The sequence below is a fragment of the Pandoraea communis genome, assembly GCF_902459745.1.
In the GTDB taxonomy this organism is placed as follows: domain Bacteria; phylum Pseudomonadota; class Gammaproteobacteria; order Burkholderiales; family Burkholderiaceae; genus Pandoraea; species Pandoraea communis.
The window spans coordinates 470,291-493,862 of the sequence record NZ_CABPSJ010000004.1 but is presented as its reverse complement, the minus strand read 5'-3'; the positions used below and the strand labels follow the sequence as shown (position 1 = coordinate 493,862).

At 61.8% G+C, this 23,572-nt stretch carries 28 protein-coding genes; 18 read left to right on the top strand and 10 right to left on the bottom strand.

The window, feature by feature from the left end:
* Nucleotides 1-89 precede the first annotated feature (89 nt).
* Nucleotides 90-518 carry a hypothetical protein gene (locus PCO31110_RS16965; RefSeq protein ID WP_150690939.1) on the top strand — a complete coding sequence of 143 codons (429 nt, stop codon included), beginning with the start codon at nucleotides 90-92 and terminating at the stop codon, nucleotides 516-518.
* A 101-nt stretch (nucleotides 519-619) separates the two neighbouring features.
* On the opposite strand, the gene icd is transcribed toward PCO31110_RS16965, so the two are convergent.
* Nucleotides 620-1,873: an NADP-dependent isocitrate dehydrogenase gene (gene icd / locus PCO31110_RS16960; RefSeq protein WP_150690938.1), complete on the bottom strand. Its 1,254-nt coding sequence runs from the start codon at nucleotides 1,871-1,873 to the stop codon at nucleotides 620-622.
* Between the two features lie 277 nt (nucleotides 1,874-2,150).
* On the opposite strand from icd, the gene PCO31110_RS16955 reads away from it, so the two are divergent.
* The 4 genes from PCO31110_RS16955 (at nucleotide 2,151) to PCO31110_RS16940 (ending at nucleotide 3,973) form a co-directional block, all read left to right on the top strand.
* Nucleotides 2,151-2,741, top strand: a complete 591-nt coding sequence (locus PCO31110_RS16955) for a pseudouridine synthase (protein ID WP_150690937.1) — start codon at nucleotides 2,151-2,153, stop codon at nucleotides 2,739-2,741.
* Nucleotides 2,742-2,793: 52 nt separating this feature from the next.
* Nucleotides 2,794-3,018 carry a hypothetical protein gene (locus PCO31110_RS16950; protein ID WP_150690936.1) on the top strand — a complete coding sequence of 75 codons (225 nt, stop codon included), beginning with the start codon at nucleotides 2,794-2,796 and terminating at the stop codon, nucleotides 3,016-3,018.
* A gap of 127 nt (nucleotides 3,019-3,145) precedes the next feature.
* Nucleotides 3,146-3,358, top strand: coding sequence for a hypothetical protein (locus tag PCO31110_RS16945; RefSeq protein ID WP_150690935.1), 213 nt, complete (start codon nucleotides 3,146-3,148; stop codon nucleotides 3,356-3,358).
* Between the two features lie 204 nt (nucleotides 3,359-3,562).
* On the top strand, nucleotides 3,563-3,973 hold the full coding sequence (locus PCO31110_RS16940; protein ID WP_051126370.1) for a DUF192 domain-containing protein: 411 nt from the start codon (nucleotides 3,563-3,565) through the stop codon (nucleotides 3,971-3,973).
* 24 nt (nucleotides 3,974-3,997) lie between these two features.
* On the opposite strand, the gene PCO31110_RS16935 is transcribed toward PCO31110_RS16940, so the two are convergent.
* The 3 genes from PCO31110_RS16935 to xseA form a co-directional block, all read right to left on the bottom strand.
* Nucleotides 3,998-4,729, bottom strand: a complete 732-nt coding sequence (locus PCO31110_RS16935) for an HD-GYP domain-containing protein (protein ID WP_010807131.1) — start codon at nucleotides 4,727-4,729, stop codon at nucleotides 3,998-4,000.
* 241 nt (nucleotides 4,730-4,970) lie between these two features.
* Nucleotides 4,971-5,549, bottom strand: a complete 579-nt coding sequence (sodB, locus tag PCO31110_RS16930; protein WP_150690934.1) for a superoxide dismutase [Fe] — start codon at nucleotides 5,547-5,549, stop codon at nucleotides 4,971-4,973.
* 203 nt (nucleotides 5,550-5,752) lie between these two features.
* A complete protein-coding gene (xseA, locus tag PCO31110_RS16925) occupies nucleotides 5,753-7,126 on the bottom strand; it encodes an exodeoxyribonuclease VII large subunit (protein ID WP_150690933.1) in 1,374 nt (457 codons plus the stop codon).
* Between the two features lie 450 nt (nucleotides 7,127-7,576).
* Between xseA and PCO31110_RS16920 the strand changes: the two genes are divergently transcribed.
* The 8 genes from PCO31110_RS16920 (at nucleotide 7,577) to PCO31110_RS16885 (ending at nucleotide 13,237) form a co-directional block, all read left to right on the top strand.
* Nucleotides 7,577-8,191, top strand: coding sequence for a MotA/TolQ/ExbB proton channel family protein (locus tag PCO31110_RS16920; protein WP_010807134.1), 615 nt, complete (start codon nucleotides 7,577-7,579; stop codon nucleotides 8,189-8,191).
* Nucleotides 8,192-8,206: 15 nt separating this feature from the next.
* Entirely contained in the window at nucleotides 8,207-8,668 is a 462-nt protein-coding gene (locus tag PCO31110_RS16915) for an ExbD/TolR family protein (RefSeq protein WP_010807135.1), read from the top strand.
* Between the two features lie 53 nt (nucleotides 8,669-8,721).
* Complete coding sequence (gene lpxK, locus PCO31110_RS16910) at nucleotides 8,722-9,738, top strand: tetraacyldisaccharide 4'-kinase (protein ID WP_150691051.1); 1,017 nt, start codon at nucleotides 8,722-8,724, stop codon at nucleotides 9,736-9,738.
* Nucleotides 9,719-9,925, top strand: a complete 207-nt coding sequence (locus PCO31110_RS16905; RefSeq protein ID WP_010807137.1) for a Trm112 family protein — start codon at nucleotides 9,719-9,721, stop codon at nucleotides 9,923-9,925. The genes lpxK and PCO31110_RS16905 overlap by 20 nt, the downstream gene beginning before the upstream one ends.
* Nucleotides 9,922-10,713, top strand: coding sequence for a 3-deoxy-manno-octulosonate cytidylyltransferase (kdsB, locus tag PCO31110_RS16900; protein ID WP_150690932.1), 792 nt, complete (start codon nucleotides 9,922-9,924; stop codon nucleotides 10,711-10,713). Before PCO31110_RS16905 ends, kdsB begins: the two co-directional genes overlap by 4 nt.
* Before the next feature lie 305 nt (nucleotides 10,714-11,018).
* Nucleotides 11,019-11,684, top strand: a complete 666-nt coding sequence (adk, locus tag PCO31110_RS16895) for an adenylate kinase (RefSeq protein ID WP_010807139.1) — start codon at nucleotides 11,019-11,021, stop codon at nucleotides 11,682-11,684.
* 130 nt (nucleotides 11,685-11,814) lie between these two features.
* Nucleotides 11,815-12,573 carry an SDR family NAD(P)-dependent oxidoreductase gene (locus tag PCO31110_RS16890; protein WP_010807140.1) on the top strand — a complete coding sequence of 253 codons (759 nt, stop codon included), beginning with the start codon at nucleotides 11,815-11,817 and terminating at the stop codon, nucleotides 12,571-12,573.
* A gap of 169 nt (nucleotides 12,574-12,742) precedes the next feature.
* Nucleotides 12,743-13,237 carry an Mpo1 family 2-hydroxy fatty acid dioxygenase gene (locus tag PCO31110_RS16885; protein WP_010807141.1) on the top strand — a complete coding sequence of 165 codons (495 nt, stop codon included), beginning with the start codon at nucleotides 12,743-12,745 and terminating at the stop codon, nucleotides 13,235-13,237.
* 97 nt (nucleotides 13,238-13,334) lie between these two features.
* On the opposite strand, the gene PCO31110_RS16880 is transcribed toward PCO31110_RS16885, so the two are convergent.
* A complete protein-coding gene (locus tag PCO31110_RS16880; protein ID WP_010807142.1) occupies nucleotides 13,335-14,201 on the bottom strand; it encodes a SirB1 family protein in 867 nt (288 codons plus the stop codon).
* 46 nt (nucleotides 14,202-14,247) lie between these two features.
* On the bottom strand, nucleotides 14,248-15,798 hold the full coding sequence (gene murJ, locus PCO31110_RS16875) for a murein biosynthesis integral membrane protein MurJ (RefSeq protein WP_150690931.1): 1,551 nt from the start codon (nucleotides 15,796-15,798) through the stop codon (nucleotides 14,248-14,250).
* Nucleotides 15,799-15,977: 179 nt separating this feature from the next.
* Here murJ and rpsT point away from each other — a divergent pair, with 179 nt between their 5' ends.
* Nucleotides 15,978-16,250, top strand: a complete 273-nt coding sequence (gene rpsT, locus PCO31110_RS16870) for a 30S ribosomal protein S20 (RefSeq protein WP_010807144.1) — start codon at nucleotides 15,978-15,980, stop codon at nucleotides 16,248-16,250.
* A 451-nt stretch (nucleotides 16,251-16,701) separates the two neighbouring features.
* On the opposite strand, the gene PCO31110_RS16865 is transcribed toward rpsT, so the two are convergent.
* Nucleotides 16,702-17,016, bottom strand: coding sequence for a DUF3579 domain-containing protein (locus PCO31110_RS16865; RefSeq protein ID WP_150559827.1), 315 nt, complete (start codon nucleotides 17,014-17,016; stop codon nucleotides 16,702-16,704).
* A gap of 352 nt (nucleotides 17,017-17,368) precedes the next feature.
* Between PCO31110_RS16865 and argF the strand changes: the two genes are divergently transcribed.
* The 3 genes from argF to PCO31110_RS16850 all read left to right on the top strand — a co-directional run bounded on the left by argF (nucleotide 17,369) and on the right by PCO31110_RS16850 (nucleotide 20,438).
* Nucleotides 17,369-18,295, top strand: a complete 927-nt coding sequence (gene argF, locus PCO31110_RS16860) for an ornithine carbamoyltransferase (RefSeq protein WP_010807146.1) — start codon at nucleotides 17,369-17,371, stop codon at nucleotides 18,293-18,295.
* A 379-nt stretch (nucleotides 18,296-18,674) separates the two neighbouring features.
* Complete coding sequence (gene ppnP, locus PCO31110_RS16855; protein ID WP_010807147.1) at nucleotides 18,675-18,998, top strand: pyrimidine/purine nucleoside phosphorylase; 324 nt, start codon at nucleotides 18,675-18,677, stop codon at nucleotides 18,996-18,998.
* Nucleotides 18,999-19,085: 87 nt separating this feature from the next.
* On the top strand, nucleotides 19,086-20,438 hold the full coding sequence (locus PCO31110_RS16850; RefSeq protein ID WP_144265844.1) for a patatin-like phospholipase family protein: 1,353 nt from the start codon (nucleotides 19,086-19,088) through the stop codon (nucleotides 20,436-20,438).
* Here the strand turns inward: PCO31110_RS16850 and murB are convergent.
* On the bottom strand, nucleotides 20,428-21,444 hold the full coding sequence (gene murB / locus PCO31110_RS16845) for a UDP-N-acetylmuramate dehydrogenase (RefSeq protein WP_150690930.1): 1,017 nt from the start codon (nucleotides 21,442-21,444) through the stop codon (nucleotides 20,428-20,430). The genes PCO31110_RS16850 and murB overlap by 11 nt on opposite strands.
* A 233-nt stretch (nucleotides 21,445-21,677) precedes the next feature.
* Between murB and PCO31110_RS16840 the strand changes: the two genes are divergently transcribed.
* Nucleotides 21,678-22,163: a YajQ family cyclic di-GMP-binding protein gene (locus PCO31110_RS16840; protein WP_010807150.1), complete on the top strand. Its 486-nt coding sequence runs from the start codon at nucleotides 21,678-21,680 to the stop codon at nucleotides 22,161-22,163.
* Between the two features lie 87 nt (nucleotides 22,164-22,250).
* Here PCO31110_RS16840 and plsY read toward each other — a convergent pair whose 3' ends face one another.
* Both plsY and ybaK read right to left on the bottom strand, forming a co-directional pair.
* Nucleotides 22,251-22,853 carry a glycerol-3-phosphate 1-O-acyltransferase PlsY gene (plsY, locus tag PCO31110_RS16835; protein WP_150690929.1) on the bottom strand — a complete coding sequence of 201 codons (603 nt, stop codon included), beginning with the start codon at nucleotides 22,851-22,853 and terminating at the stop codon, nucleotides 22,251-22,253.
* Between the two features lie 137 nt (nucleotides 22,854-22,990).
* Nucleotides 22,991-23,485: a Cys-tRNA(Pro) deacylase gene (gene ybaK, locus PCO31110_RS16830; protein WP_150690928.1), complete on the bottom strand. Its 495-nt coding sequence runs from the start codon at nucleotides 23,483-23,485 to the stop codon at nucleotides 22,991-22,993.
* Nucleotides 23,486-23,572 lie beyond the last annotated feature (87 nt).

The following is a 23,572-nucleotide window of genomic DNA, read 5'->3' as shown; positions in this document are numbered from 1 at the left end:
GCACTGTAATAAAAGCGTCGTGCCGATGGTTGGTAGAGGCCAAGAGAAGAGGTCTACGTGTCGGCCGCAGAGGGGGCGGGAGGTCCACCATGGACACCACAGGAATGACGTTGCGCACGATGGCGTTCATCGCGTGCGTGTTGAGCGCGAGCGCGGTGCAGGCGCAAGCGGCATACCCTCCGCCAACCCTTGAGGTCAGCGTTGCCGTTGGCCAGAAGATCGCGATCTGGATACAGCCCAACTACAGCGTGCTGTGCCGCTCTCTTGGCCAGCCGACATTCCAACTCGATTCGACACCAACGCTCGGTGACGTCTTGCCGGAATGGGTCGACTACACGGTGCCCGACGGGCGGCGTTGCGAGACCATGCGTTTTCCCGGCCTGATCGTCTGGTATCAGGCTGGGCAGGTGCCAGGCACGGACGTCGTTGTCTGGACCGTCGGATTCCCGCGCGAACTCACCAGCCGTGTGCCCAGCTCGGGCGATCATCGCGTAACTACCACCATCGTCGTGCGATAGCGGGCAGCCCCTCTCAGGGCGACAATGAAAAAACCCCGGCAAGCATCGCTACACCGGGGTTTTCCGAGGGCTAACGCGTTAGGCACGAGGGCCGCAACGCGTCACATATTCTCGATCATCACGCTGCCAAAACCTGAGCACGACACTTGCGTCGCGCCTTCCATCAGGCGAGCGAAGTCGTAGGTCACCTTCTTCGACAGGATCGACTTTTCCATGGACGCGATGATCAGATCCGCCGCTTCCGTCCAGCCCATATGCCGCAGCATCATTTCTGCCGAGAGGATCTCCGACCCCGGATTCACGTAGTCCTTGCCCGCATACTTCGGCGCCGTGCCGTGCGTCGCTTCGAACATCGCGACCGAATCGGACAGATTCGCACCCGGTGCGATACCGATGCCACCCACCTGCGCCGCAAGTGCGTCGGAGATGTAGTCACCGTTCAGGTTGAGCGTGGCGATCACGTCGTACTCGGCCGGACGCAGCAGAATCTGTTGCAAGAAGGCGTCGGCAATCGAGTCCTTGATGACGATGTCTTTGCCCGTCTTGGTGTTTTTCACTTTGCACCACGGGCCACCGTCGATCTCCGTTGCACCGAATTCCTTTTTGGCAAGTGCGTAGCCCCAATCGCGGAACGCCCCTTCCGTGAACTTCATGATGTTGCCCTTGTGCACGAGCGTGACCGTGTCGCGATTGTTGTCGATCGCGTACTGAATGGCCTTGCGCACCAATCGTTCCGTGCCTTCGCGCGACACCGGCTTGATGCCGATGCCCGAGGTCTGCGGAAAGCGGATCTTGCTCACCCCCATTTCACTTTGCAGGAACGCGATCAGCTTCTTCGCCTCGGCCGACTCCGCTTCCCATTCGATTCCCGCATAGATGTCTTCGGAGTTCTCACGGAAGATCACCATGTTGATCTTCTCGGGGTGGCGCACCGGCGACGGCACCCCTTTGAAGTACTGCACAGGGCGCAGACACACGTACAGGTCGAGTTGCTGACGCATTGCCACGTTGAGCGAACGGATACCGCCCCCCACCGGCGTCGTCAGCGGCCCCTTGATCGACACGACATAGTCCTTCACGGCCTGAAGCGTCTCGTCGGGCAACCACACGTCCGGGCCATAGATACGCGTCGACTTTTCGCCCGCATAGATTTCCATCCAACTGATCTTGCGCTTGCCGCCGTATGCCTTCTCCACGGCGGCATCGACAACCTTGAGCATTACCGGCGTAATATCCACGCCCGTGCCGTCGCCCTCGATGTACGGGATGATCGGATTGTCCGGCACGTTCAGTGAGAAATCCTTGTTGACGGTGATCTTCTCGCCTGCCGGGACCTTGATGTGCTGATACGACATGGTGGGGCTCCAATTGATGGATCGGACTGCGCGCATCGAACCGGATGAGGAGTGACCGCTCGACGCATCTCCGCCCTATTGTAGTCATAGCGCCAGTGAATGCATGTGACGCAGATCAAGTCTTATATAAGATATAAGACTTATGTTTTCGATTATGCATTAACATGTCGGGGCTGACCAGAGGAGCGAGTCATCGCGTCATGCGTTCGGGTATTCGGAGACGCCATGCAATATCGCACATCGCTGTCTCGGCAATTTCCGATTTTCTTCCCCCGGTATGACACTTCTCGCGCTCAACAAACCCTTCGGTACGATTTGCCAGTTTTCGCCGCACCCGACGCGTCCCACGCTCGCCGAATGTGTGACACGTCCGGGGGTCTATCCGGCGGGACGCCTGGATGCCGACAGCGAAGGACTCCTGCTGCTCACCGACGATGGCCGCCTGCAAGCACGCATCGCCGAGCCGGAACGCAAGCTCCCGAAGACCTATTGGGCGCAGGTGGAAGGTGCGTACGACGAAGCGGCCGTTGCGCGGCTGCGTGGCGGTCTCGATCTGGGTGACTTCGTCACGCTGCCGTGCCAGGCGCGGGAAATCCCTGAGCCAGCCAGTCTATGGCCGCGTCATCCACCGATCCGCTATCGGGCAAACATCCCGACGCATTGGCTGGAGATCACGCTCGTGGAAGGCAAGAACCGTCAGGTCAGACGCATGACCGCCGCCGTCGGCAAACCGACCCTGCGGCTGGTCCGCGTCGCCATCGGTCCGGTCGACGTCTTTGCATTGAACCTCGCGCCGGGCCAATGGTGCGAACTACCGCAACAAATACTTACACTTTCCGGTCAACCTCGCAGTCGTTCATCTCGTTGAGGGAACAGGTGCGCAACATACGCACCACTAACTGAAACGAGGAAACCAAGTCATGAACAAACTGCTGCTCGCACTGACCGCCGGCCTGATTGTGTCCGGCGCCGCGATGGCCCAACAATCGGCGCCGGCTACGGCGCCTGTCGCCCCGGCGGCGCCTGCAGCAGCAGCGCCTGCTGATCAGGCTGCCCCGGCGAAGAAGGCCACACACAAGAAGCATCATCACAAGAAGTCGGGCAAGAAGGCGATGAGCCAGCCGCCCGTCGGTAACAAGCCGTAATACTAGCTTTTGAAAAAATCCGCAGGTGAGTTGTCAACCGATGTCCTGAACGGACGTTAAAGGAAATGACTCACTTCGCGGGTCAACGAGTACACCACCCCAACATCGAGCTTCAACGAGGAATGTCATGAAAAAACTGATCGCTGCCCTGGTCGCTGGCCTTTTCGCAACTGGCGTTTTCGCCCAAGCATCGGCTCCGGCTCCGGCCACTGACGCTGCTGCTGCTCCGGCCGCTGCTAGCAAGCCGGCTGCCAAGAAGAAGTCGTCGCACAAGAAGTCGACCAAGAAGTCGGCTAAGAAGGCTGCCGCTGCTGAAGCTCCGGCTGCTGCCAGCAAGTAAGTACCGCGCTGCGCGGCTTGCCGCGCAACGTACGGTAATAAGCAGGTTGCTTATGCAACCTGCTTTTTTTTCGTCCGGCGGCTACAATGATCCGCCACGTATCTGACGTTCCCCCGATCGTCCCAGGAGCCGTTTGTGATCCGGATTTCGCGTCAACTGGCCGCGCTCGCCGCCAGCGCCACGTTTGCCACCACCGCTGCCGTCATGGCACTCGCGCCAGTGAGCGCCGCCGCGCAAATCAAGCAGCCCGGGCAGTTCCCGACCGTTCAGCTCTCTGCCGGCATGTACCTCATCAAGGCCGAAGTCGCCGCCAATGAGGCAGACCGCGAACAAGGCCTGATGTATCGCACGACAATGCCCGCCAACGCCGGCATGCTGTTCGTGTTCGAACAACGCGCCGGTCATTGCTTCTGGATGAAAAATACCAATCTGCCGTTGTCCATCGCATTTCTTGCCGACGATGGCACGATCGTGAACATCGAAGACATGGCGCCACAGACCGAAGACAATCACTGCCCGCGTGCGGCGGTGCGCTATGCGCTGGAAATGAATCTGGGCTGGTTCAAGAGCAAGAATCTCGGCCCGGGCGCGAAGATTTCGGGCTTGCCGCGCTGACCCCGTGCATTCGACGGCGCGCGCTCAACGGGCGCCGCCCGATATCTCCAACGCGGACCCAAGCGAACGCTCGAGAAATCGATCCAGCAGCCACGGATCGAAGTGACGCCCCCGCTCGGCGAGCATCGCCGCAACAATCTGGGCCGGACGCAGTGCCGATCGATACGGCCGGTGACTCGCCAGCGCGTCGAATACGTCGACCAACGCGACGATCCGTCCTGCCAACGGAATACGATTCCCCGACAGACCATACGGATAACCGCCGCCGTCATAGCGTTCATGATGCGTGCGAGCGACGGTTGCCGCCAACGTGCATGCCGCACCGCCGATAGCGCCCAACATATCGGCCCCCAATTGCGGATGCATACGCATCACATCCATCTCATCGGGCGTCAGCCTGCCCGGCTTTTCCAGTATCGCGTTTGAAATGCAAAGCTTGCCGGTGTCGTGCAGCGCCGCTGCCAGCCCGAGGGCCTGCGCTTTAACGGCAGGCATGCCGAGCGCTTGCGCGAAACGCCAGGCCAGCGCGCCGACGCGCCACATATGCGTGGCAGTGCTACCTCGCTTTTGTTCGGCCAGACGGAAGAGTGTCCATGTGGCTGGCGGCAGGCTGCTCATGAGCCGGGCGTCGGCGAGCCAGTAGCGATGATGGGGATCGTTGTTACGGGATTCGGGGCGACAGGTGTCGCGCGAGGCGTCAGGGGCGAGCGAAAGAGTGGTGGCGCAGATGTCGCGCGCTGGCGCAGGGTCAGGCATACGTTGTCCGTTCTGTTTGAAGTGTTTACTCTAACGACGGCGACATACGCAAATCTTGATGGCGGTCAAGCAAAACGCACGAGACGGTAATCCTGTGACCGCTGAAAACAAAAAACCCACCGCAAGCGGTGGGTTTTCGTTTCGCCGCCAACGCCAGACGCTCGGGTTGGGCGCCTGACGTTCCCTTCAGCGAGTTTCACTGAAGTGGATTGTATCGGCCGGCAAAGTCCGGGAGGCTCGATTACGCGAAATTCTTCGCGGCGAAGTCCCAGTTGACCAGATTCCAGAATGCCTCGACAAACTTCGGACGGGCATTGCGGTAGTCGATGTAGTAGGCGTGTTCCCACACGTCGATGGTGATCAGCGGCTTGTCGGCGCCGGTCAGCGGTGTGGCGGCGTTGCTGGTGTTGACGATGTCGACCGAACCGTCGGCCTTCTTCACGAGCCACGTCCAGCCCGAACCGAAGTTGCCCACGGCCGACTTCGAGAAGGCTTCCTTGAAGGCGTCATACGAACCGAACTTGGCGTCGATGGCCTTGGCCAGATCGCCCGACGGTGCACCGCCGCCCTTGGGCGACAGGGTGTTCCAGAAGAAGGTGTGGTTCCACACCTGTGCTGCGTTGTTGAACACGCCGCCCGACGACTTCTTGATGATGTCTTCGAGGCTGGCGTTTTCGAACTCGGTGCCCTTGATCAGGTTGTTCAAGTTGGTCACATAGGCTTGGTGATGCTTGCCGTAGTGATACTCCATCGTTTCCTTGGAGATGGTCGGCGCCAGTGCATCGATGGCGTACGGCAGTTCAGGGAGCTTGTGTTCCATGGCAATTGTCCTTTGTGCTCTGAGGGGAACCCGATTTTGCATTATCCGGAGCCATCGATTCTAGGGCAGATGCGAAAACCCCGCAAACCGCACGGTTACTTGATTTACCCCACTATGCGATATCTCTGTGACGATTGTTTGCCAATCCCGGCTAATCGACGCACGATGGCTGCGATTTGTCAGTATTGTCGAACCGGGTCCCGCTAAAAAGTATCGTCTAGCCTGACCTGAACATCACCAATGCCGACGTCGGCGGCACCATCGGCCAAGTGCATCGTCACTTGCTGGCCCCGATGCAATTTTCTCGGATCGCGAACCGGCTGGCCCTTCCCATCGAGCACGGCGGCATAGCCGCGCTGTAGCGTGCGGCGCGGATTGAGTAACTCGAGCTGCGCTGTGGCATCGGCGAGTCGTTGGGCAGCGCGCTCTTCCCGGCGCGACATTGTGTTTTGCAGGCGCTGCAAGAGTAACGAGACACGCTCGTGCTGGGGCGCGACATCGGGTACCGCACGCGTCAGGCGAAGGCGCAACATCTCGAAACGGCCACGGCGCTGGGCCAGCGGACGTTCCAACGCGTGTCGCATCCGGTCGCTCAAGTGCGCCAGTTCGCCGCGCTGACGTGCCAGACGCTCACGAGGCGAAACCAGCCCGCGAGACAAACTGTCGAGCTGCTGGCCACGCTGTTCCAGCATGCGCCACATCGCCCGGGTCAGCCGCTGGCGTTCCCGGTCGATCTCGCGCAGGCATTCGTCACGGGCCGCACTAATCAGTTCGGCAGCCGCCGTCGGGGTTGGCGCACGCACGTCGGCCACGAAATCCGCGATCGTGAAATCGGTCTCGTGCCCCACACCGGAGACAACGGGTAGCTCGCTGCGCGCAATGGCGTGGGCGAGCACTTCCTCGTTGAACGCCCACAGGTCTTCGATGGAACCACCGCCACGGCACAGCAACAGGGCGTCGACCTCGCGGCGGGCGTTGGCCGTATCGAGCGCCGCCGCCAGCCGTGTCGCCGCATCCGCCCCTTGCACGGGCGCCGGATAGACCACCACCGCAACGTGGGGGGCACGCCGGGCGAGCGTCGTCAGCACGTCGCGCAACGCGGCGGCCTGCAACGACGTGACAACGCCTACCCGGCGGGCATACCTCGGCAAAGCACGCTTGCGCTGGGCGTCGAACAACCCTGCGGCGGCGAGCTTCTCCTTGAGTTTCAGAAACGCCTCATACAGATTGCCCTGCCCTGCGCGGCGGATCGCCTCGACATTGAGCTGGACCTCTCCGCGTGGCACGTACATGGAGAGCAGCGCACGAACCTCGACGCGATCGCCCTCTTTCGGCGAGAAGTCGGCGTGCTGCGCGCGGCCGCGGAACATCACACAGCGCATTTGCGCTTGCGCGTCCTTGATCGAGAAATACCAGTGGCCGCTCGCCGCACGCGTGAAGTTCGAAATTTCGCCGCTGACCCATGCCAGCGGAAAGCTCCGCTCCAGCACGCCGGCCACGGCTTTGTTCAAATCCGAAACACTTAGCACGCGATCCGCACCACTAATGGGCCGGGCGTCGTCGAAAGATGGGTTCATACGTATTCGCTGACAAAAAAGCTGTCCACAGGCCCGCTAATTTAAGGGTTTTCGCGCCCACATGCCCGATATTTCCTGCATCGCGACGCCAAACCCTTGATTTATCGGGCTGTGCGGTCGCCTTTACCGTGATGCCGTGAGGTCATTCCGGGAGGATCGCCAAGATATATGCTGAGGAGGCGACATGTGCACATAGTTATCCACAGGCTGCACGCCATTTCTTGGGAATCGTGAGCTTGCGGCAGTGTTCATTTCTGAAACAAATTGCTGCCCATTCTTTAATCACGAACTAAAAAGTACAGTCGGGTCAAAGAGTTGCCGAACGTATCCCAAGGTTGTCCACATCCTTGTGCTCGGATGATGTGGAAAACGGTGCTTGCCCATCCCCACCCTGCACGCTACAGTTCGGACTCGTTTGCCCCATCCCCCGCACCAAGCAAGAGGTCGTCTTTGTTCGCCGTTATCCAGGCCGCCGGCTGGCCCATCTGGCCACTTCTCATCGCTTCCGTCATCGCCCTTGCCCTGATCGTCGAGCGCGCCCTGTCGCTGCGCCGCGCGCGCGTACTGCCAAGCGGGGTGCTCGAAAACGCGATCACGCTTGCCCGCCGCGGTTCGGCCAAACAGGATGCCACCGAAGCGTTGGCGCGCGGCTCGATGCTCGGGCGCGTATTAGCCACCGGTGTTCGTTTCGTCGCACACAACCCGCAAGGGCCGCGCGAAAGCGCCAAGGAGGCGCTGGAAGAGACCGGGCGAGCAGTCGCGCATGAACTCGAACGCTTCCTGCCCGCGCTGGGCACCATTGCCTCGGTCGCACCTTTGATGGGGCTATTCGGCACGGTCATCGGCATGATCGAGATCTTCGGCGCGCAAGACGCCACGGGCACCGACCCGGCGCAACTGGCACACGGCATTTCGGTGGCCCTGTACAACACCGGCTTCGGTCTGATGATCGCGATTCCGGCGATGATCTTCTATCGTTACTACCGCACTCGCGTCGATGCGTTTCTGGTCGAACTCGAGACGCAAGCTGTCCATTTTCTCGATGCCACGCTGCCGCGGCACTGATCCGAGAGACACGCGATGAATTTCCGTCGAGGTCTCTCCACGCGCGACGAGCCGGAGATCAATCTGATCCCGCTCATCGATGTGCTGCTCGTCATCCTGATCTTCCTGATGGTCACTACGACCTATACGCGATACACGGCGCTCAAGGTCAATCTGCCGACAGCCGATGCAGAAAAGGCTGTCGTGCCGCCGCGTCAGATCGTGGTATCGATCGGTGCCGACGGCAGTTACGCCATCGACCGGCACCCGCTCGGGCAGCGCGATGTCGCCAGCCTCACGGCTGCGCTGCGCCAGGCGGCAGGCCCCGCGAATAGCAGTGCCGAATCACCGGTCATCATCATTAACGCCGACGCCAAGAGCACCCATCAGTCGGTCATCAACGTGATGGAAGCTGCCCGCGAGGCCGGTCTGTCGCGACTGACCTTCGCCGCGCGCTCGACTGCCGCCCGCGGCGAGGCACCCTCCCGCTCCCGATGACCACGCCGCTATCCCCCTCAGGCCAGACCAACGGCACGCGTTCGCGTGCATTGGTGCCGCGCCTGTCGGGCTCGCTTGTGCATTGGGTGAGCGCGCAATGGCAACGACGGGGACTTGTTGCCTGGCTATTGTGGCCCGTGTCGTGGGTTTTCGGCGCCATTGCGGCATGGCGGCGCCTGAGCTTTCGACAGGGCTGGAGGACGTCGACGCGGCTGCCCGTGCCTGTCGTCGTGGTCGGTAATCTGACCGTCGGCGGTACGGGCAAGACCCCGACCGTCATCGCGCTCGTCGGCGCGCTGCGTGCACACGGTTATACGCCGGGGATACTCTCTCGCGGATACGGGGCAACACTGTCTCATCCGACCGAAGTCGGCGTGACGGCACGGCCCGAAGACGTCGGCGACGAACCGCTGCTGATTGCCAAGCGCACCGGCGCACCCGTGTGGGTGTGGCCGTCGCGGGTCGAAGGCGGCCGTGCGTTGCTCGCCGCGCATCCGGCGTGTGATGTCATCGTTTGCGACGATGGCCTCCAGCATTACGCACTGGCACGCGACGTCGAGATCGCCGTCTTCGACCATCGCCTGGGCGGCAACGGTTTCCTGCTGCCCGCCGGGCCGCTGCGCGAACCGCTGTCGCGTCAGCGCGATGCCAATCTCATCAACGATCCCTACGGCCGAACGCTGCCCGAATGGCCGCACACGTGGCGCCTCACGCTCACGCTGGGCGACGCATGGTGTGTGAGCCAGCCTGGGCTCACCCGGGCGCTTTCGCACTTCGCAGGTAAACGCGTGCTGGCTACGGCCGGCATCGGCGCGCCTGAGCGCTTCTTCGCCGCGTTGCGGGCCGCCGGTCTGCAAATCGAGACGCTCGCGTTGCCCGATCATTACGATTTTGCGTCGAATCCGTTCGACGGCGTGGCCGCCGACGCCATCCTGATCACCGAAAAGGATGCAGTAAAATGCGTCACCTGGTCCGACCCGCGGGTGTGGGCCGTACCTGCCGAGGCCTCGCTCGATGCGCGCCTCGTATCACTGGTAGTGGAGAAATTGCGTGGACAACCGACTGTTTGAGATTCTCGTCTGCCCGTTGTGCAAGGGCCCCCTGGAGTACGACAAGAAAGCCCAGGAGCTGATTTGCCACGCAGACAAGCTCGCCTATCCGATTCGCGACGGCATTCCCGTCATGCTGGCCGATGAAGCACGCCAGTCAGTCGAGGGTACCCCCGTTCCCCTGAACGACGACAAGTCTGCATCGTGAGCGATTCGATCAACACCGTCGACTTCGTCGCTGTGGTGCCGGCGCGCCTCGCATCGACACGTCTGCCCAACAAACCGCTCGCGGATATTGGCGGCAAGCCGATGGTCGTGCGTGTGGCAGAGCGCGCGCGTGAGTCGGGCGCGTGCCAGGTCGTCGTCGCCACCGACGCTCAACGCGTGGTCGATGCCGTCTCGGCGCATGGCTTCGACGTGGTGCTGACGCGCGCTGATCACCCCACGGGAACCGATCGTCTTGCCGAGGTGGCCGTTCAGCAGGGGTGGTCCGACGACACCATCGTCGTCAACGTGCAGGGTGACGAGCCGCTCGTCGATCCGCGGCTGATTCATGCGGTGGCCGCGCATCTGGCGGAGCATCCGGAATGTGCGCTTTCGACCGCCGCGCACCCGATTACCGACAACGCGGAGATTTTCTCTCCGAACGTCGTCAAGGTCGTGCTCGACGTGCACGGCCGGGCACTCTACTTTTCTCGCGCGCCCATTCCCTGGTCGCGCGACGCATGGTCCGCCGGGCTTACCCATGCGGCAAGCCTGCCGGCGGCGACCACCCCCATCTTTCGTCACATCGGGCTTTACGCCTATCGCGCCAAGTTTCTGCGCAGCTATCCGAACCTGCCGCAAGCGCCGATCGAGACCGCCGAGTCGCTCGAGCAACTTCGGGCGCTCTGGCATGGCGAACGCATTGCGGTGCTCGTGACCGACGATGCGCCGCTACCGGGCGTCGACACCGCCGAAGATCTCGAACGCGTTCGCGCACTGCTGCAAAACTGAAGTCCGATCTCGTGCGAATTTCGGGGTTGCCGCACCGGCGCGAAACGCACGCAGGTGTCCCGGAAATCGCACCGGCAGGACTTCCACGACGCGGCAAAACGCCGACGGGCGGGCGCGTCGTGGCATAATCGCTCTAATTCTCGCGAGCAGACCCCCGGTCGCGCGCGCCGCGCCCCGCCGAGCGCGGCGTCTGCGCGCAGCGCGGCTGGCCGGTCACAGGACCCGCCACCGCCGCAGATCGCCGGAGACGCACCGGCCTGCCGCACGCACAGCATTCACAAATCACAAACTTTCAGGAGTCATCAATGCGTCTGATTTTGTTGGGGGCACCCGGGGCCGGCAAGGGCACCCAAGCAACATTCATCAAGGAAAAATTCGGCATTCCGCAAATCTCGACCGGCGACATGCTGCGCGCCGCGATCAAGGAAGGCACCCAACTCGGCCTCGAAGCCAAGCGCTTCATGGATGCAGGCGACCTCGTGCCGGATGGCGTCATCATCGGCATGGTGCGTGAGCGCCTGACTGCCGACGATTGCAAGAACGGCTATCTGTTCGACGGTTTCCCGCGCACGATCGCGCAGGCGGAAGCCATGAAGGAAGCCGGCGTCGCCATCGACTTCGTGCTTGAAATCGACGTGCCGTTCGACGAGATCATTACCCGCATGAGCGGCCGTCGTACGCACCCGGCATCGGGCCGCACGTATCACGTCACCTTCAACCCGCCCAAGGTGGAAGGCAAGGACGACGTGACCGGCGAACCGCTCGTGCAGCGCGAAGACGACAAGGAAGACACCGTCAAGAAGCGCCTCGCCGTCTACGAATCGCAAACCAAACCGCTCGTCGCCTACTATTCGGATTGGGCGAAGCATGGCAGCCCGGGCTCGATTGTCGAGGCACCGCAGTATCGCAAGATCTCGGGCCAGGGCAGCGTGGACGACATCCGCGCGCGCGTGTTCGATGCACTGAAGTAAGCACGTCGGCGCCGCCCCGCATGACCCGGTGCGACACTTGGCGCGCCCGGTCGGGTGAGCCTCAATGACGCTTTAGAAAAAGGCGGCCAGTTCACACTGCGCCGCCTTTTTTGCCAAAGGAGGATGACGCATGGAAATTCAGGGCAATGTGTTTCTGATCACCGGTGGCGCCTCGGGCCTGGGTGCGGCCGCCGCGCGCTGGCTTGCCGGACTCGGCGCAAAGGTCGTGCTCGCCGACGTGAACGTCGATGAGGGTGAAGCGCTCGCTGAGAAGCTCGGCGGCAAGTTCGTCAAATGCGATGTCACGCGCGAAGACGACGGCAAGGCGGCAGTGGCAGCAGCTAGCGCTCTCGGCACACTGCGCGGCCTCGTCAATTGCGCGGGTATCGCAATTGGCGGCAAGACCGTCGGCCGCGACGGCCCCCACCCGCTCGACACTTTCTCCCGCGTCATCCAGATCAACCTGATCGGCACGTTCAACATGATTCGGCTCGCCGCCACCGCGATGAGTCAGAGCGAACCGAACGGCGAAGGAGAACGCGGCGTGATCGTCAATACCGCCTCGGTCGCCGCTTTCGACGGTCAGATGGGGCAGGCCGCGTATGCGGCCTCCAAAGGTGGCGTGGCAAGCCTGACGTTGCCGGTGGCGCGCGATCTGTCGCGCAGCGGAATCCGTGTGATGACTATCGCACCGGGCATTTTCGAAACCCCCATGATGCTCGCCATGCCGGCCGAAGTGCAGGCGTCGCTCGGCCAAATGGTGCCGTTCCCGCCCCGGCTGGGCAAACCGGCAGAATACGCGATGCTCGTGGAGCAGATCGTGCGCAATCCGATGCTCAACGGCGAAGTCATTCGGCTCGACGGCGCGATCCGCATGCAGCCGAAATAGGATCGGAAATGCCGGCACGCGGCATCCGAGTCACTTTGCCGCGGCGCAGCAAAATATCGTTTCGACTGTGACTACAATGGAATGCCGACCGCATCTTGCGGTCGGCTTAGACGCCGGTTCCATCGCTGGCGCCCTTGCAGTGTCCCCGTCCCCGAGGCAGGAGGCTGGCATGAAATCACTGGCGCAACAGATGTCGTTTTATCAGCGCTATCACCGCAGTCCCAAGAATCGTCTTACCCATTTCTTCGGCGTTCCCATGATTATTCTTGCTGTGATGCAGGCGTTCTCGTGGGTGCCGCTCGGCCCGAGCGGCCTGAACGCCACGCATGTGATCGTGCTGGTGCTGCTGATGTATTACTTCCTGCTCGATGTCCCGCTGGCACTAGCCATGACCGCTTTTTTCGCCGTGCTGCTGGCGCTCACGCAACATCTGGCCCGACTGCCATGGCCTTGGGCGCTGACCGTCTTTGGCGTGCTGTTCGTCGGCGGCTGGATCATCCAACTGATCGGGCACCATTTCGAGGGCCGTAAGCCTGCCTTGCTCGACAACCTCTTTCAGATATTTATCGCACCGATGTTCCTGATGGCCGAAGTGTTCTTCCATTTCGGTTATAAACCGGGATTGCAGCGGCGAGTTCAGGAACTCGCGGCGCAGTCGGTGTGAAAAGCCAAACACCTCGATCATCGATGTGAAAAAGCGAAACGCCAGCCGGTCAGGCTGGCGTTCTTCATACGACGCACGAAAAGGGAGCGCTCGAGCGCTACCCGTGGCTTCCCGGACGACGGCTCAGGTCGTCGAGCACCTGACGGATGGCTTCGGCGTCGTCTGCATCGGGACGCTTGCCCAGATAGTGTTCGAGATCGTCCTGTGCCGGACGTACCAGTCCGAGACGCGCATAAGCCAACCCGCGATCCCGCTTCTCGACAGGCTGGTCGGGCAAGACCAGCACCATGCGCTCCTGCACGGCGAGCAAACGCTCCCATCGTTCGCTCTGCGTGTAGATCGCTCGCAGATTACGCAGCATCCGGGCGAGGATTTCGCGCGGGGTCGCAGGCTCCAGAAACGGGTGCAGCAGCGCCCACAACGCCAATTCCTGAATCGGCTCGGCGCTTTCGTCGCGATAGTGCTTCAGATACGGCTCGACCATCTCGAGCAGCCGTTGCGGCGAGAGCGAATTGCCCGAGAGCGGGTCGATGACCACGTCGCCAGCCGGCACGGCAAGCCGCAGCAGGAAATGCCCCGGGAACGACAGGCCACGCAAAGGCAAGCCGATCTGGTGACCGATCTCCATGCAGAGCACAGCCAACGAGATGGGGATGCCACGGCGACGATCCAGCACAACATGCAAGTGGCTGTTGTCCGGGTCGTAGTAGTCGTTCTGGTTGACCGCGAACCCGAGTTCGCGGAAGAAATAATGGTCGAGCAGTTGGAGCTTTTGCAGCGGCCCGGCATCTGGCGGCAGACGCTTGGCCAGACGCGCGGCAAGCGCATCGATCTGGGTCAGCGTGTCCTGCACGTCGAGATCCGGATAAACGTCTTGCGCGATTGCGATGGCCGCTTCGGTAAGCGGCAGACCGTCGTCGGACGCAACCAGCGCAGCAAAATACTCGAGAATTCGATTTGCCATGCGGTATCCGTGGATTCTGCCGTTTCAGCGGCCCGCTAATGCGGCATTAGCGAGTGCGTCGGCGGAAGAACGAGAAATTGAAACCCATGAGGAATAATGCCCCGAAATACACCACGGCGCATAGAACCAGACTGGCGCCAAGCAGCGCAATGCGCGAGAGCGGCCGAGCCCCGAGCGCGACCCAGTCGAAACTCTGCGTGAACCACAACAGCACGCCGGCCAGAATCAGGCAGGCGGCGAGCAATTGCACGAAGAACAGCCGCCAGCCCGGCGCCGGTCGGTAAATGCCGCGTTTGTGGAGTCCGGCGAACAGCAGCGCGGCATTCATGCATGCGCCGACACCAATCGACAGCGACAGCCCGGCATGAGCGAACCAGCGCACGAAAAGCAGGTTCGAGAGCTGTGTGGCGATGAGCACGACAACGGCGATCTTCACCGGCGTCTTGATGTCCTGCTTGGCGTAGAACCCCGGTGCCAGAATCTTGATAAGAATCAGGCCGACCAGCCCCACGCCATAGGCCGTGAGCGCATGCGCCGTCATCGTGACGTCGGTCGCGTCGAAACGGCCATATTGGTAAAGCGTAGCGGTCAGCGGTTCGGCATAGACGAAGAGTCCCACGGCGCTCGGCATCGCGAGCAGGAACGTCAGGCGCAGCCCCCAGTCCAGCAGCGCGGAATACTCTGCGGCGTCGCCGTCGGCATGGGCGCGCGACAGACTCGGCAGCAGGATCGTGCCCAGCGCCACGCCCAGCAGCGCTGTCGGGAACTCCATCAGCCGGTCGGCGTAAGCCAGCCACGACACACTGCCCTGCGCGAGACGCGACGCGATGTTCGTATTGATGATCAGGCTGATCTGGGCCACCGATACCGCCAGCGTTGCCGGCACCATCTTCGCCAGCACCCGCTTCACCCCGGCGTTGCGCAGGGCCGCTGCCACGTTGAGGGTGATTCGCGGCACCATGCCGATACGCGCGAGCGCCGGGAGTTGGATCACCAGTTGCAGCACGCCCCCGACGATCACCGCGTAGGCCAGCGCGTAGACCGGTGTCTCCAGATGCGGGGCGACCCACAGCGATGCGATGATCGAACTGACGTTGAGCAGTACCGGCGCAAACGCGGGCATCGAGAACTGACGCCAGGTATTGAGCACCCCGGCGGCAAGTGTCGTGATCGAAATAAGGGTGATGTACGGGAACATCACGCGGGTCATGAAGACAGCGGCGTCGAACGTACCGTTCTCGTGCGCGAGACCCGTGGCTACCGCGTAGACAACACCCGACGCGCCAAGCACCCCGGCAATGGTGATCGACAGCAGTACCCAGAACAGCACCGTCGTGACTGAATCGACAAGGGTTTTCGTCTCTTCTTCACTACGCTGCGATTTGAATTCGGCCAGAATCGGCACGAATGCCTGCGAAAACGCCCCTTCAGCGGACAAGCGGCGCAGCAGATTGGGAATGCGGAACGCGACGTTGTAGGCGTCGGTCATGGGACCGGCACCAAACATGCGCGCGATAAGAATTTCACGGACCAGACCGGTGATGCGCGAAAGCATCGTGAAACCGCTGACCGTAGCGAGAGCTTTGAGCAAATTCATGTTGCGCGTATTATACGCACAGCGTTGCAGCAAAGAAGTTGCAATTTCCGTTGGCCTTCGGCTATAATCGACGGTTTCGAAGTCAATGGATTGCTTCCTGGCCACCGTGTCTCCCAGGGAGCCGAGCCAAACTGCATAGAAGCCGCATCAGGCGGAGCAATTCAAGGAATTCACCGAACATGGCAAATACCGCACAAGCACGCAAGCGCGCGCGTCAAACCGTTAAGATCAACGCCCACAACTCGGCACTGCGTTCGCGCCTGCGCACGGCTGTGAAGGCTGTCCGCAAGGCTATCGCCACTGGCGACCAGGCTGCTGCGAAGGAGGTCCTGCGCACGTCGGCCAAGACGATCGACATCATCGCTGACAAGAAGATCGTTCACAAGAACACCGCTGCTCGTCAAAAGAGCCGCCTGTCGGCCGCCATCAAGGCGATGTCGGCTGCTGCCTAAGACAGCGCAAGCTGCAAAGCAGAACAAGTTGCTTGCCGGTTCCGACTACGGTCGGGACACTAAAAAGCCCGCTTTATGCGGGCTTTTTTCTTTTGTCTGTGCGCCAATCGATCAAAACGCGTAGACGAGACCGACACGACCTGCCTGCGTATTGCTGATTCCCCACGCTTCGGCGGATTACTCCCACGGCCGGACGCACCTTGAACGCCGAGGGCAAACTCACGTTGTCTGCCGTCTTCGTCCAGTTCCCGCCCGACAGCTTGCCACCGCTCGCCCGCGCAACGTTGGCACCCAAATCGCCATAACTATCAACGCCGGTAACACATTCGCGAATCTGGAAAGGCGGCGGGGGGAGAACTTTGGGAGGGTACGGGAGCAGGTCGAGCGCTAGACGGTGAGTCAGGGCCAAAGGCCCGGCACTCACGTCTGGCCGAAAAACAATCGAGGGGAATTACTTGACGTCGGGGACGAAGCAGGCTTCGGTCAGTTGCAAATCGTTGTCACGCGCGAAGTTCATCACGAAATCGAAAGCCATCGGCTCGATGTCGCGCAACCGCTCGTCAACGACGACGCATTTGACGTCACCCACCATAATCGGACGCACATAGGGGGAGTACTGCATGTATGCGTTCGGGCCGGTATCACTCCGGCCGCAGAACGACACGGCGCCGCACAGACGCTCCGCCCAGTCACTCGGCCGGAACTTCTTGCCACCCCGGGTGAGCCCCTGGATGAAATACTCGCGCGCGGAAACCTGGTCGGTCATATCGCTCAATCACCTCAAAAAACACCTGGACGGCCATACCGCGGGTAGCGCAGCCGACAGAGACAGTATTATATCTTATATAAGACTCAAACCCGTCCCCCTCCATTGCTGCAGATGTTTTTTTCGGTCTTGCCAGCCGTTTTCGGCTGTGCAGCAGCGGGCTCGATCATACGCTTTTCGTGTGACGGCAAAACGATTTGGTAGACTAGGGGCTGTTCCCCTGAAGCCAGCAACCGGTAGAACACCTTCACGAGCCTGCCCGGGGGACAGGCCTCAAGGCTTGTTCGTCGTGCCGTAAGCGAGCGAGTTCCCTTCGAATTCCCGCAATATCGGCCTCCAGCAGAACATCCAAATGACCACCGCCAAACCCATCAAGCATTACCTTCAATTCTCGGATCTGACGCTCGACGAGTATGACTACGTGCTCGAGCGCACTCGCATCCTCAAGAAGAAATTCAAGAACTACGAAACCTACCACCCGCTGCACGACCGCACGCTGGCGATGATTTTCGAGAAAAGCTCGACGCGCACGCGCCTGTCGTTCGAAGCCGGGATTCACCAGTTGGGCGGCCACGCCGTGTTCCTGAACACGCGCGACACGCAGCTCGGCCGCGGCGAGCCGATCGAGGATGCGGCTCAGGTGATCTCGCGCATGACCGACATCATCATGATCCGTACCTTCGGTCAGGAGATCATCGAGCGCTTCGCGCAGCACTCGCGCGTGCCCGTGATCAACGGTCTGACCAACGAGTACCACCCGTGTCAGGTACTGGCCGACATTTTCACGTACTACGAGCATCGCGGCCCGATCAAGGGCAAGACCGTGACCTGGATTGGCGACGCGAACAACATGTCGTACACATGGATTCAGGCCGCCGAGATCTTCGGCTTCCAGTTCAACATCTCGACGCCGCCAGGCTATCGCCTCGATCAGGCGATGGTGGCCGAATCGAGCCGTCCGTTCGTACGTGAGTTCGACGACCCCCGCAAAGCCTGCGAAGGTGCCGACCTCGTGTCGACCGACGTGTGGACGAGCATGGGCTACGAAGCCGAAAACGAAGTGCGGAAGGCAGCTTTCGCTCAATGGTGCGTGAATGCCGATCTCATGCAGCAGGCCAAGGCCGACGCCCTGTTCATGCACTGCCTGCCCGCTCACCGGGGCGAGGAAGTCTCGGCCGACGTCATCGACGGTGCGCAAAGCGTCGTCTGGGACGAAGCCGAGAACCGTCTGCATGTGCAGAAGGCGCTCATGGAGTACCTGATGCTGGGCCGCGTGTAATCGCCATCGCGCCCTCGCCCGGGCGACGCAATGTCGTCCGGACAGCCTCAGACATCCCCCTCCTCGCTCGCCTCCATCGTCCTGCTTTCCCCTGCCCGAAACACCGCCGTCCCCCATCGCGATTGACGTTCCGCTATCATCGCTGACGCGCCAGCGTCCTTCATGGACGCGCGTTTCATGGCAGCGCGACACAGTTCGGGCCATCCGTCAGAACATTTCGCAATTTGCACCACAACAGGGCAAATTCGTTGTGCAATGCACAAAAGTGCGACGAGTGGACGTTCGAAACGTGCTAGCATGAATTCACGCTTGTCCCAGCAGGGCAAGCCTATCGACCTTCCATCGCGACTTTCCATCGCATTCGACACCGCATTCGGTCATGACGCAAAACGCAACGCAGTTCGACAACGTTTCCGTAATCAAGCGCGCCAACATTTATTTCGACGGCAAGTGTGTTTCCCACACCGTGCTGTTCCCGGACGGTACGCGCAAGACGCTGGGCGTGATCTTCCCGGCCACGCTCCAGTTCGGTACCGATGCACCGGAAATCATGGAAGTCACGGGCGGTCGTTGCCACATCCGTCTGGCCGGTCAAACCGAGTGGCAGGAATATGCCGCCGGTCAGCAGTTCTCCGTGCCGGGCAATAGCAAGTTCGATATCGAGGTCGTCGAGACGCTCGATTACGTCTGCCACTACGGCTAACCGACTGGCCAGCATCGCGATGGCGCGCAACTTCTCGCGCCATCGCCCTCTCGGCCGGTTCAGCGCGGCCCGGCGCCGCTACTCACTATGTCGCGTCTTCCCCCCGAATCCGCCGACGATGCTGCCGGTGACAAGTCTTCTGCAATGCCTGCCGATACGCAGGCGTCATTCCAGCCCTCTCTGACGGCCGACGCCGTTGCCGCGCCGGCGAACGGCACGAGCACGGACCTCGAGCCGACGGATGTCCCGCTGCTTCCCCCTGACGGCACCGGCGACACCATCGCCACCCGAGGCAGCGCAGAAACGTCCGATGCCACGCAGGCCGGCGCCCCCGCCAAATCCACGAAATCCGCGCGCAGCCGCCGCGACAGCCCGAAGCGAAAAGGCATCGATCTGGGTCTGCAAGGGGGTGGCGCTCACGGCGCGTACACATGGGGCGTGCTCGACAAATTGCTCGAAGACGGGCGTCTCGAGTTCGAAGGCATCAGCGGCGCATCCGCCGGGACGATGAACGCCGTCGTGCTCGCGCACGGTCTGCTCGACCGCCCGGGCGTCGATCCGCGCGAGAAAGCGCGTGAATCGCTGCACAGTTTCTGGCTCGGCGTGTCCCAAGCCGGCTCGTCGGCCACGGCGTGGGCGCAAACCGTCTTCAGTTGGCTCAACGGCCGTCCGACCGAGTACCCGGTCTGGCACGACTGGATGCAGAGCATGCAGCAGTGGATGCTGCCGTTCTCGCAGCCCACGGCCGAAATCAACCCGCTGCGTACCGTGCTCGAAGCGCAGGTCGATTTCGATCGTTTGCGCGAAAGTACGGAGACGCACCTGTTTGTCTCCGCGACCAACATCCGCACCGGTAACATTCGCATCTTCCGCACACACGAAATTACGCTCGACGTTGCGATGGCGTCGGCCTGTCTGCCGTGGCTGTTCAAACCGGTGAAGATCGACGAGGACTTTTATTGGGACGGCGGCTATCTCGGCAACCCCCCGCTGTATCCGTTCTATTACGAGACGGTCACGAGCGACATTCTGATCGTGCACATCAACCCGATCGAGCGCAAAGAGAAGCCGGTGTTGCCGGGGCAGATCATGAACCGCGTGAATGAAATCACGTTCAACGCGTCGCTTCAGCGCGAATTCCGCGCCATCTCGTTCGTGCACAAACTGCTCGACGAAGGATGGCTCAAGCCGGAGTTCCGCAAGCGTCTGAAGTACCCGCTGATTCACTCGATTCGAGCGGACAAGGAGCTGTACGACCTGTCCTCATCGACGAAATTCGTCACCGACTGGAATTTCCTCACGACGCTGCGAGACCGCGGCCGTGAGGCGGCGAGCCGATGGCTGGAGGCGCACTTCGCAGACGTAGGCGTGCGCTCCACCGTCGACTTGCGGCGCGACTATCTACAGCGTCTTCCCGACGCCACCGCCATCAAAGCATGAGCGGTTCGGGCTCGAGCGCGACGCCGAAGCGCTCCTGCACGCTGGCTTGCACGGCACGCGCGAGCGCCACGATATCGGCCCCCGTCGCGCCGCCGCGATTGACGAGCACCAGCGCCTGACGTTCATGCACGCCGGCCTGGCCGAGTGACTTGCCTCGCCATCCGCATTGGTCGATCAGCCAGCCCGCCGCGACCTTCCACGTGCCGTCAGGCTGGGCATAGCCGACCGTCTGCGGAAAGCGCTCACGCAGTGCGGCAAACGTCGCCGCCTCCACGACGGGGTTCTTGAAAAAGCTGCCCGCGTTGCCGAGTTCGAGCGGATCGGGCAGTTTGCGACGGCGAATGTCCGCCACCGCATCGAAGATCTGCCGGGCATCCGGCCGATCGATACCCGCCTCGGCAAGCGTGCGCGACACATCCGCATAGCCCGTGACAGGCTGCCATGGCTGCGGCAGCCGCAGCGTCACGCCAACGATGATGTAACGCCCCGGTTCGCGTTTGAACAGTGAGTCGCGATAGCCGAACGCGCATGCCTCGCGAGTAAGCCTGACGAACAACCCCGTAGTGGTATCGAGCGCGCGCACTTCAGCCAAGCGTTCGGCCAGCTCCAACCCGTAGGCCCCGATGTTCTGAATCGGCGCCGCGCCGAGCGTGCCGGGAATCAGCGCGAGGTTTTCCAGACCGGGACAGTCCTGCGTGAGCGTCCAGTCGACGAATTCGTGCCAGACCTCGCCCGCGCCGCCACGTACGTAGCGCGCGTGGGCATCATCGGCAAGCCGTTCGCGCCCGCGAATGGCCATCCGCAAGACAACGCCATCGAAGTCACGCGTGAGCACCACATTGCTGCCGCCGCCCAGTACCAGACGCGGCAAGCCTGCCAGTTCGGGCATGGCGAGTGCCTCGACAAGCGCCGCCTCGCTGTCGATGGTCACGACGAAGCGGGCGGTAGCCGGCAGGCCAAAGGTATTGAGTTCGCGCAGACTGACGTCGCGTTGCAACTGGAGCATGGAATAGGGAGAAGCCAGTGGGCGCCGCCGTGCCGGACATCGTCCGGAAGGGACGCGGGACCGACGGCTGAATTACAATGTCGGGCGAAAGAATTTTGCGCATCATTATACCGGCCGCGCGGCCGTGCCCCGCGCCGTTCGGCGCCCCCGGACGGACACGCCACCGCCGCCGTATCATCCCGGCACGCCGGGCGTGCCGTTTTCACGAACCCTTTGCATTTCAGGAGAGCCAGATGCCATCGTTTGACGTGGTTAGCGAAGCCAACATGGTAGAGGTCAAGAACGCCATCGAGCAGGCCAACAAGGAAATCTCGACGCGATTCGACTTCAAGGGATCGGACTCGCGTGTCGAGCACAAGGAGCAGGAACTCACGCTCTTCGCCGACGACAACTTCAAGCTCGAACAAGTCACACAGGTGCTCGTCAGCAAGATGGCCAAGCGCAACGTGGACGTGCGTTTCCTCGACTATGGCAAGGTCGAGAAGATCAGCGGCGACAAGGTCAAGCAGGTCGTCAAGGTGAAGAAAGGCGTCGAAGGTGACCTGGCCAAGAAGATCGTGCGTCTGATCAAGGACAGCAAGATGAAGGTACAGGCAAGCATCCAGGGCGACAGCGTTCGTGTCTCGGGTGCCAAGCGCGACGACCTGCAAAGCGCCATGGCGCTGCTGCGCCGCGACGTGACGGACACCCCGCTCGACTTCAACAACTTCCGCGACTGACACGCGCGGCAGGCACGAAAAACCCGCAGACTCGCTGCGGGTTTTTTATTGTCCGAAACCGACTCGCATCGGGCCGGAATACCGGTCTTACTTCTTCTGACCGATGCGGCTTTCCTTGCCCGCCATCAGCTTGCCGATGTTCGCGCGATGCCGGTAGATCAACAGAATCGCCATGACGATCACTGCCGGCGCATAAGGCCCTAAGCCGAACATGAACACGTAGTACAGCGGCGCGAATACGGCGGCCACCAGCGCGGCGAGCGACGAATAGCGGAAGAAGATCGCGATGATGAGCCACGTGGCGATCACCGCCAGACCCAGAATCGGATCGATGGCGAGCAGCACGCCCGCCGCCGTCGCCACCCCCTTGCCGCCCGCGAAGCGCAGGAAGATCGGGTACAGATGGCCGACGAAGACCGCGAGGGCCACGGCCGCCAGACCGAAGTCACCCACGCCCCAGGCGTCGGCAAAGCGTTCCGCGAGGAACACGGCAAACCAGCCCTTGAAGGCGTCGCCGATCAGCGTGAGCACCGCGGCCTTCTTGTTGCCGGAGCGCAGCACGTTCGTGGCGCCCGGATTACCCGAGCCGTAGCTGCGCGGATCGGCAAGCCCCATCGTGCGGCTGACGATCACCGCAAACGGCATCGAGCCGATCAGATACGCGAGAACGATAAAAACCAGTGTGGCCATGAACTTCGTTAGTGAGCAGAATTTGTCTTGGCCGCCATTCTACTTGAGCGGCCCGGTCACCCCATTCTGGCAAACACGGGGTTGCGCCGAGGCGCAAAGTGCCGGGCTGGCGGCCGTCCGATAAGGGTTTTAGGGGGTCACTCGTCGCGCAATGCGCACGACACCGGCTTGGCCGCCAGCGTATTGAGCAACACGGACGGGGCAATACCGATGAGATATCCCCGCCGCCCGCCATTGATGAAAATCTGCGGCAGATCGAGAATCGATGCCTCGACGTACACCGCCATCACCCGCCTGGTGCCGAACGGCGACGTGCCCCCCACCTGATAGCCGGAATGACGCTGAGCGACCTCCGGCTTGCAGGGCTCGACACGCTTGGCGCCGATCTGGCGCGCGAGATTCTTCGTCGAGACCGTCCGGTCGCCGTGCATGAGCACGATCAACGGCCGGGCTTTTTCGTCTTCCATGACGAGGGTCTTGACGACGATATGCTCGTCCACGCCCAACTGACGCGCCGATTCACCGGTGCCGCCATGATCGACGTACTCGTAGACATGTTCCGTGAAAGCCACTTTCTTTTGCTTCAGAAACTGCGTGGCCGGCGTTTCCGAGACGTGTTTGGTCTTGCTCATGGGCGCCTATTGTAATGAAACGCACCGGCGCTGCGGTCCCGGAATACGCGCGGCGCGTCACGAGGCCAGCCCCCCTGCGCGGCCTCA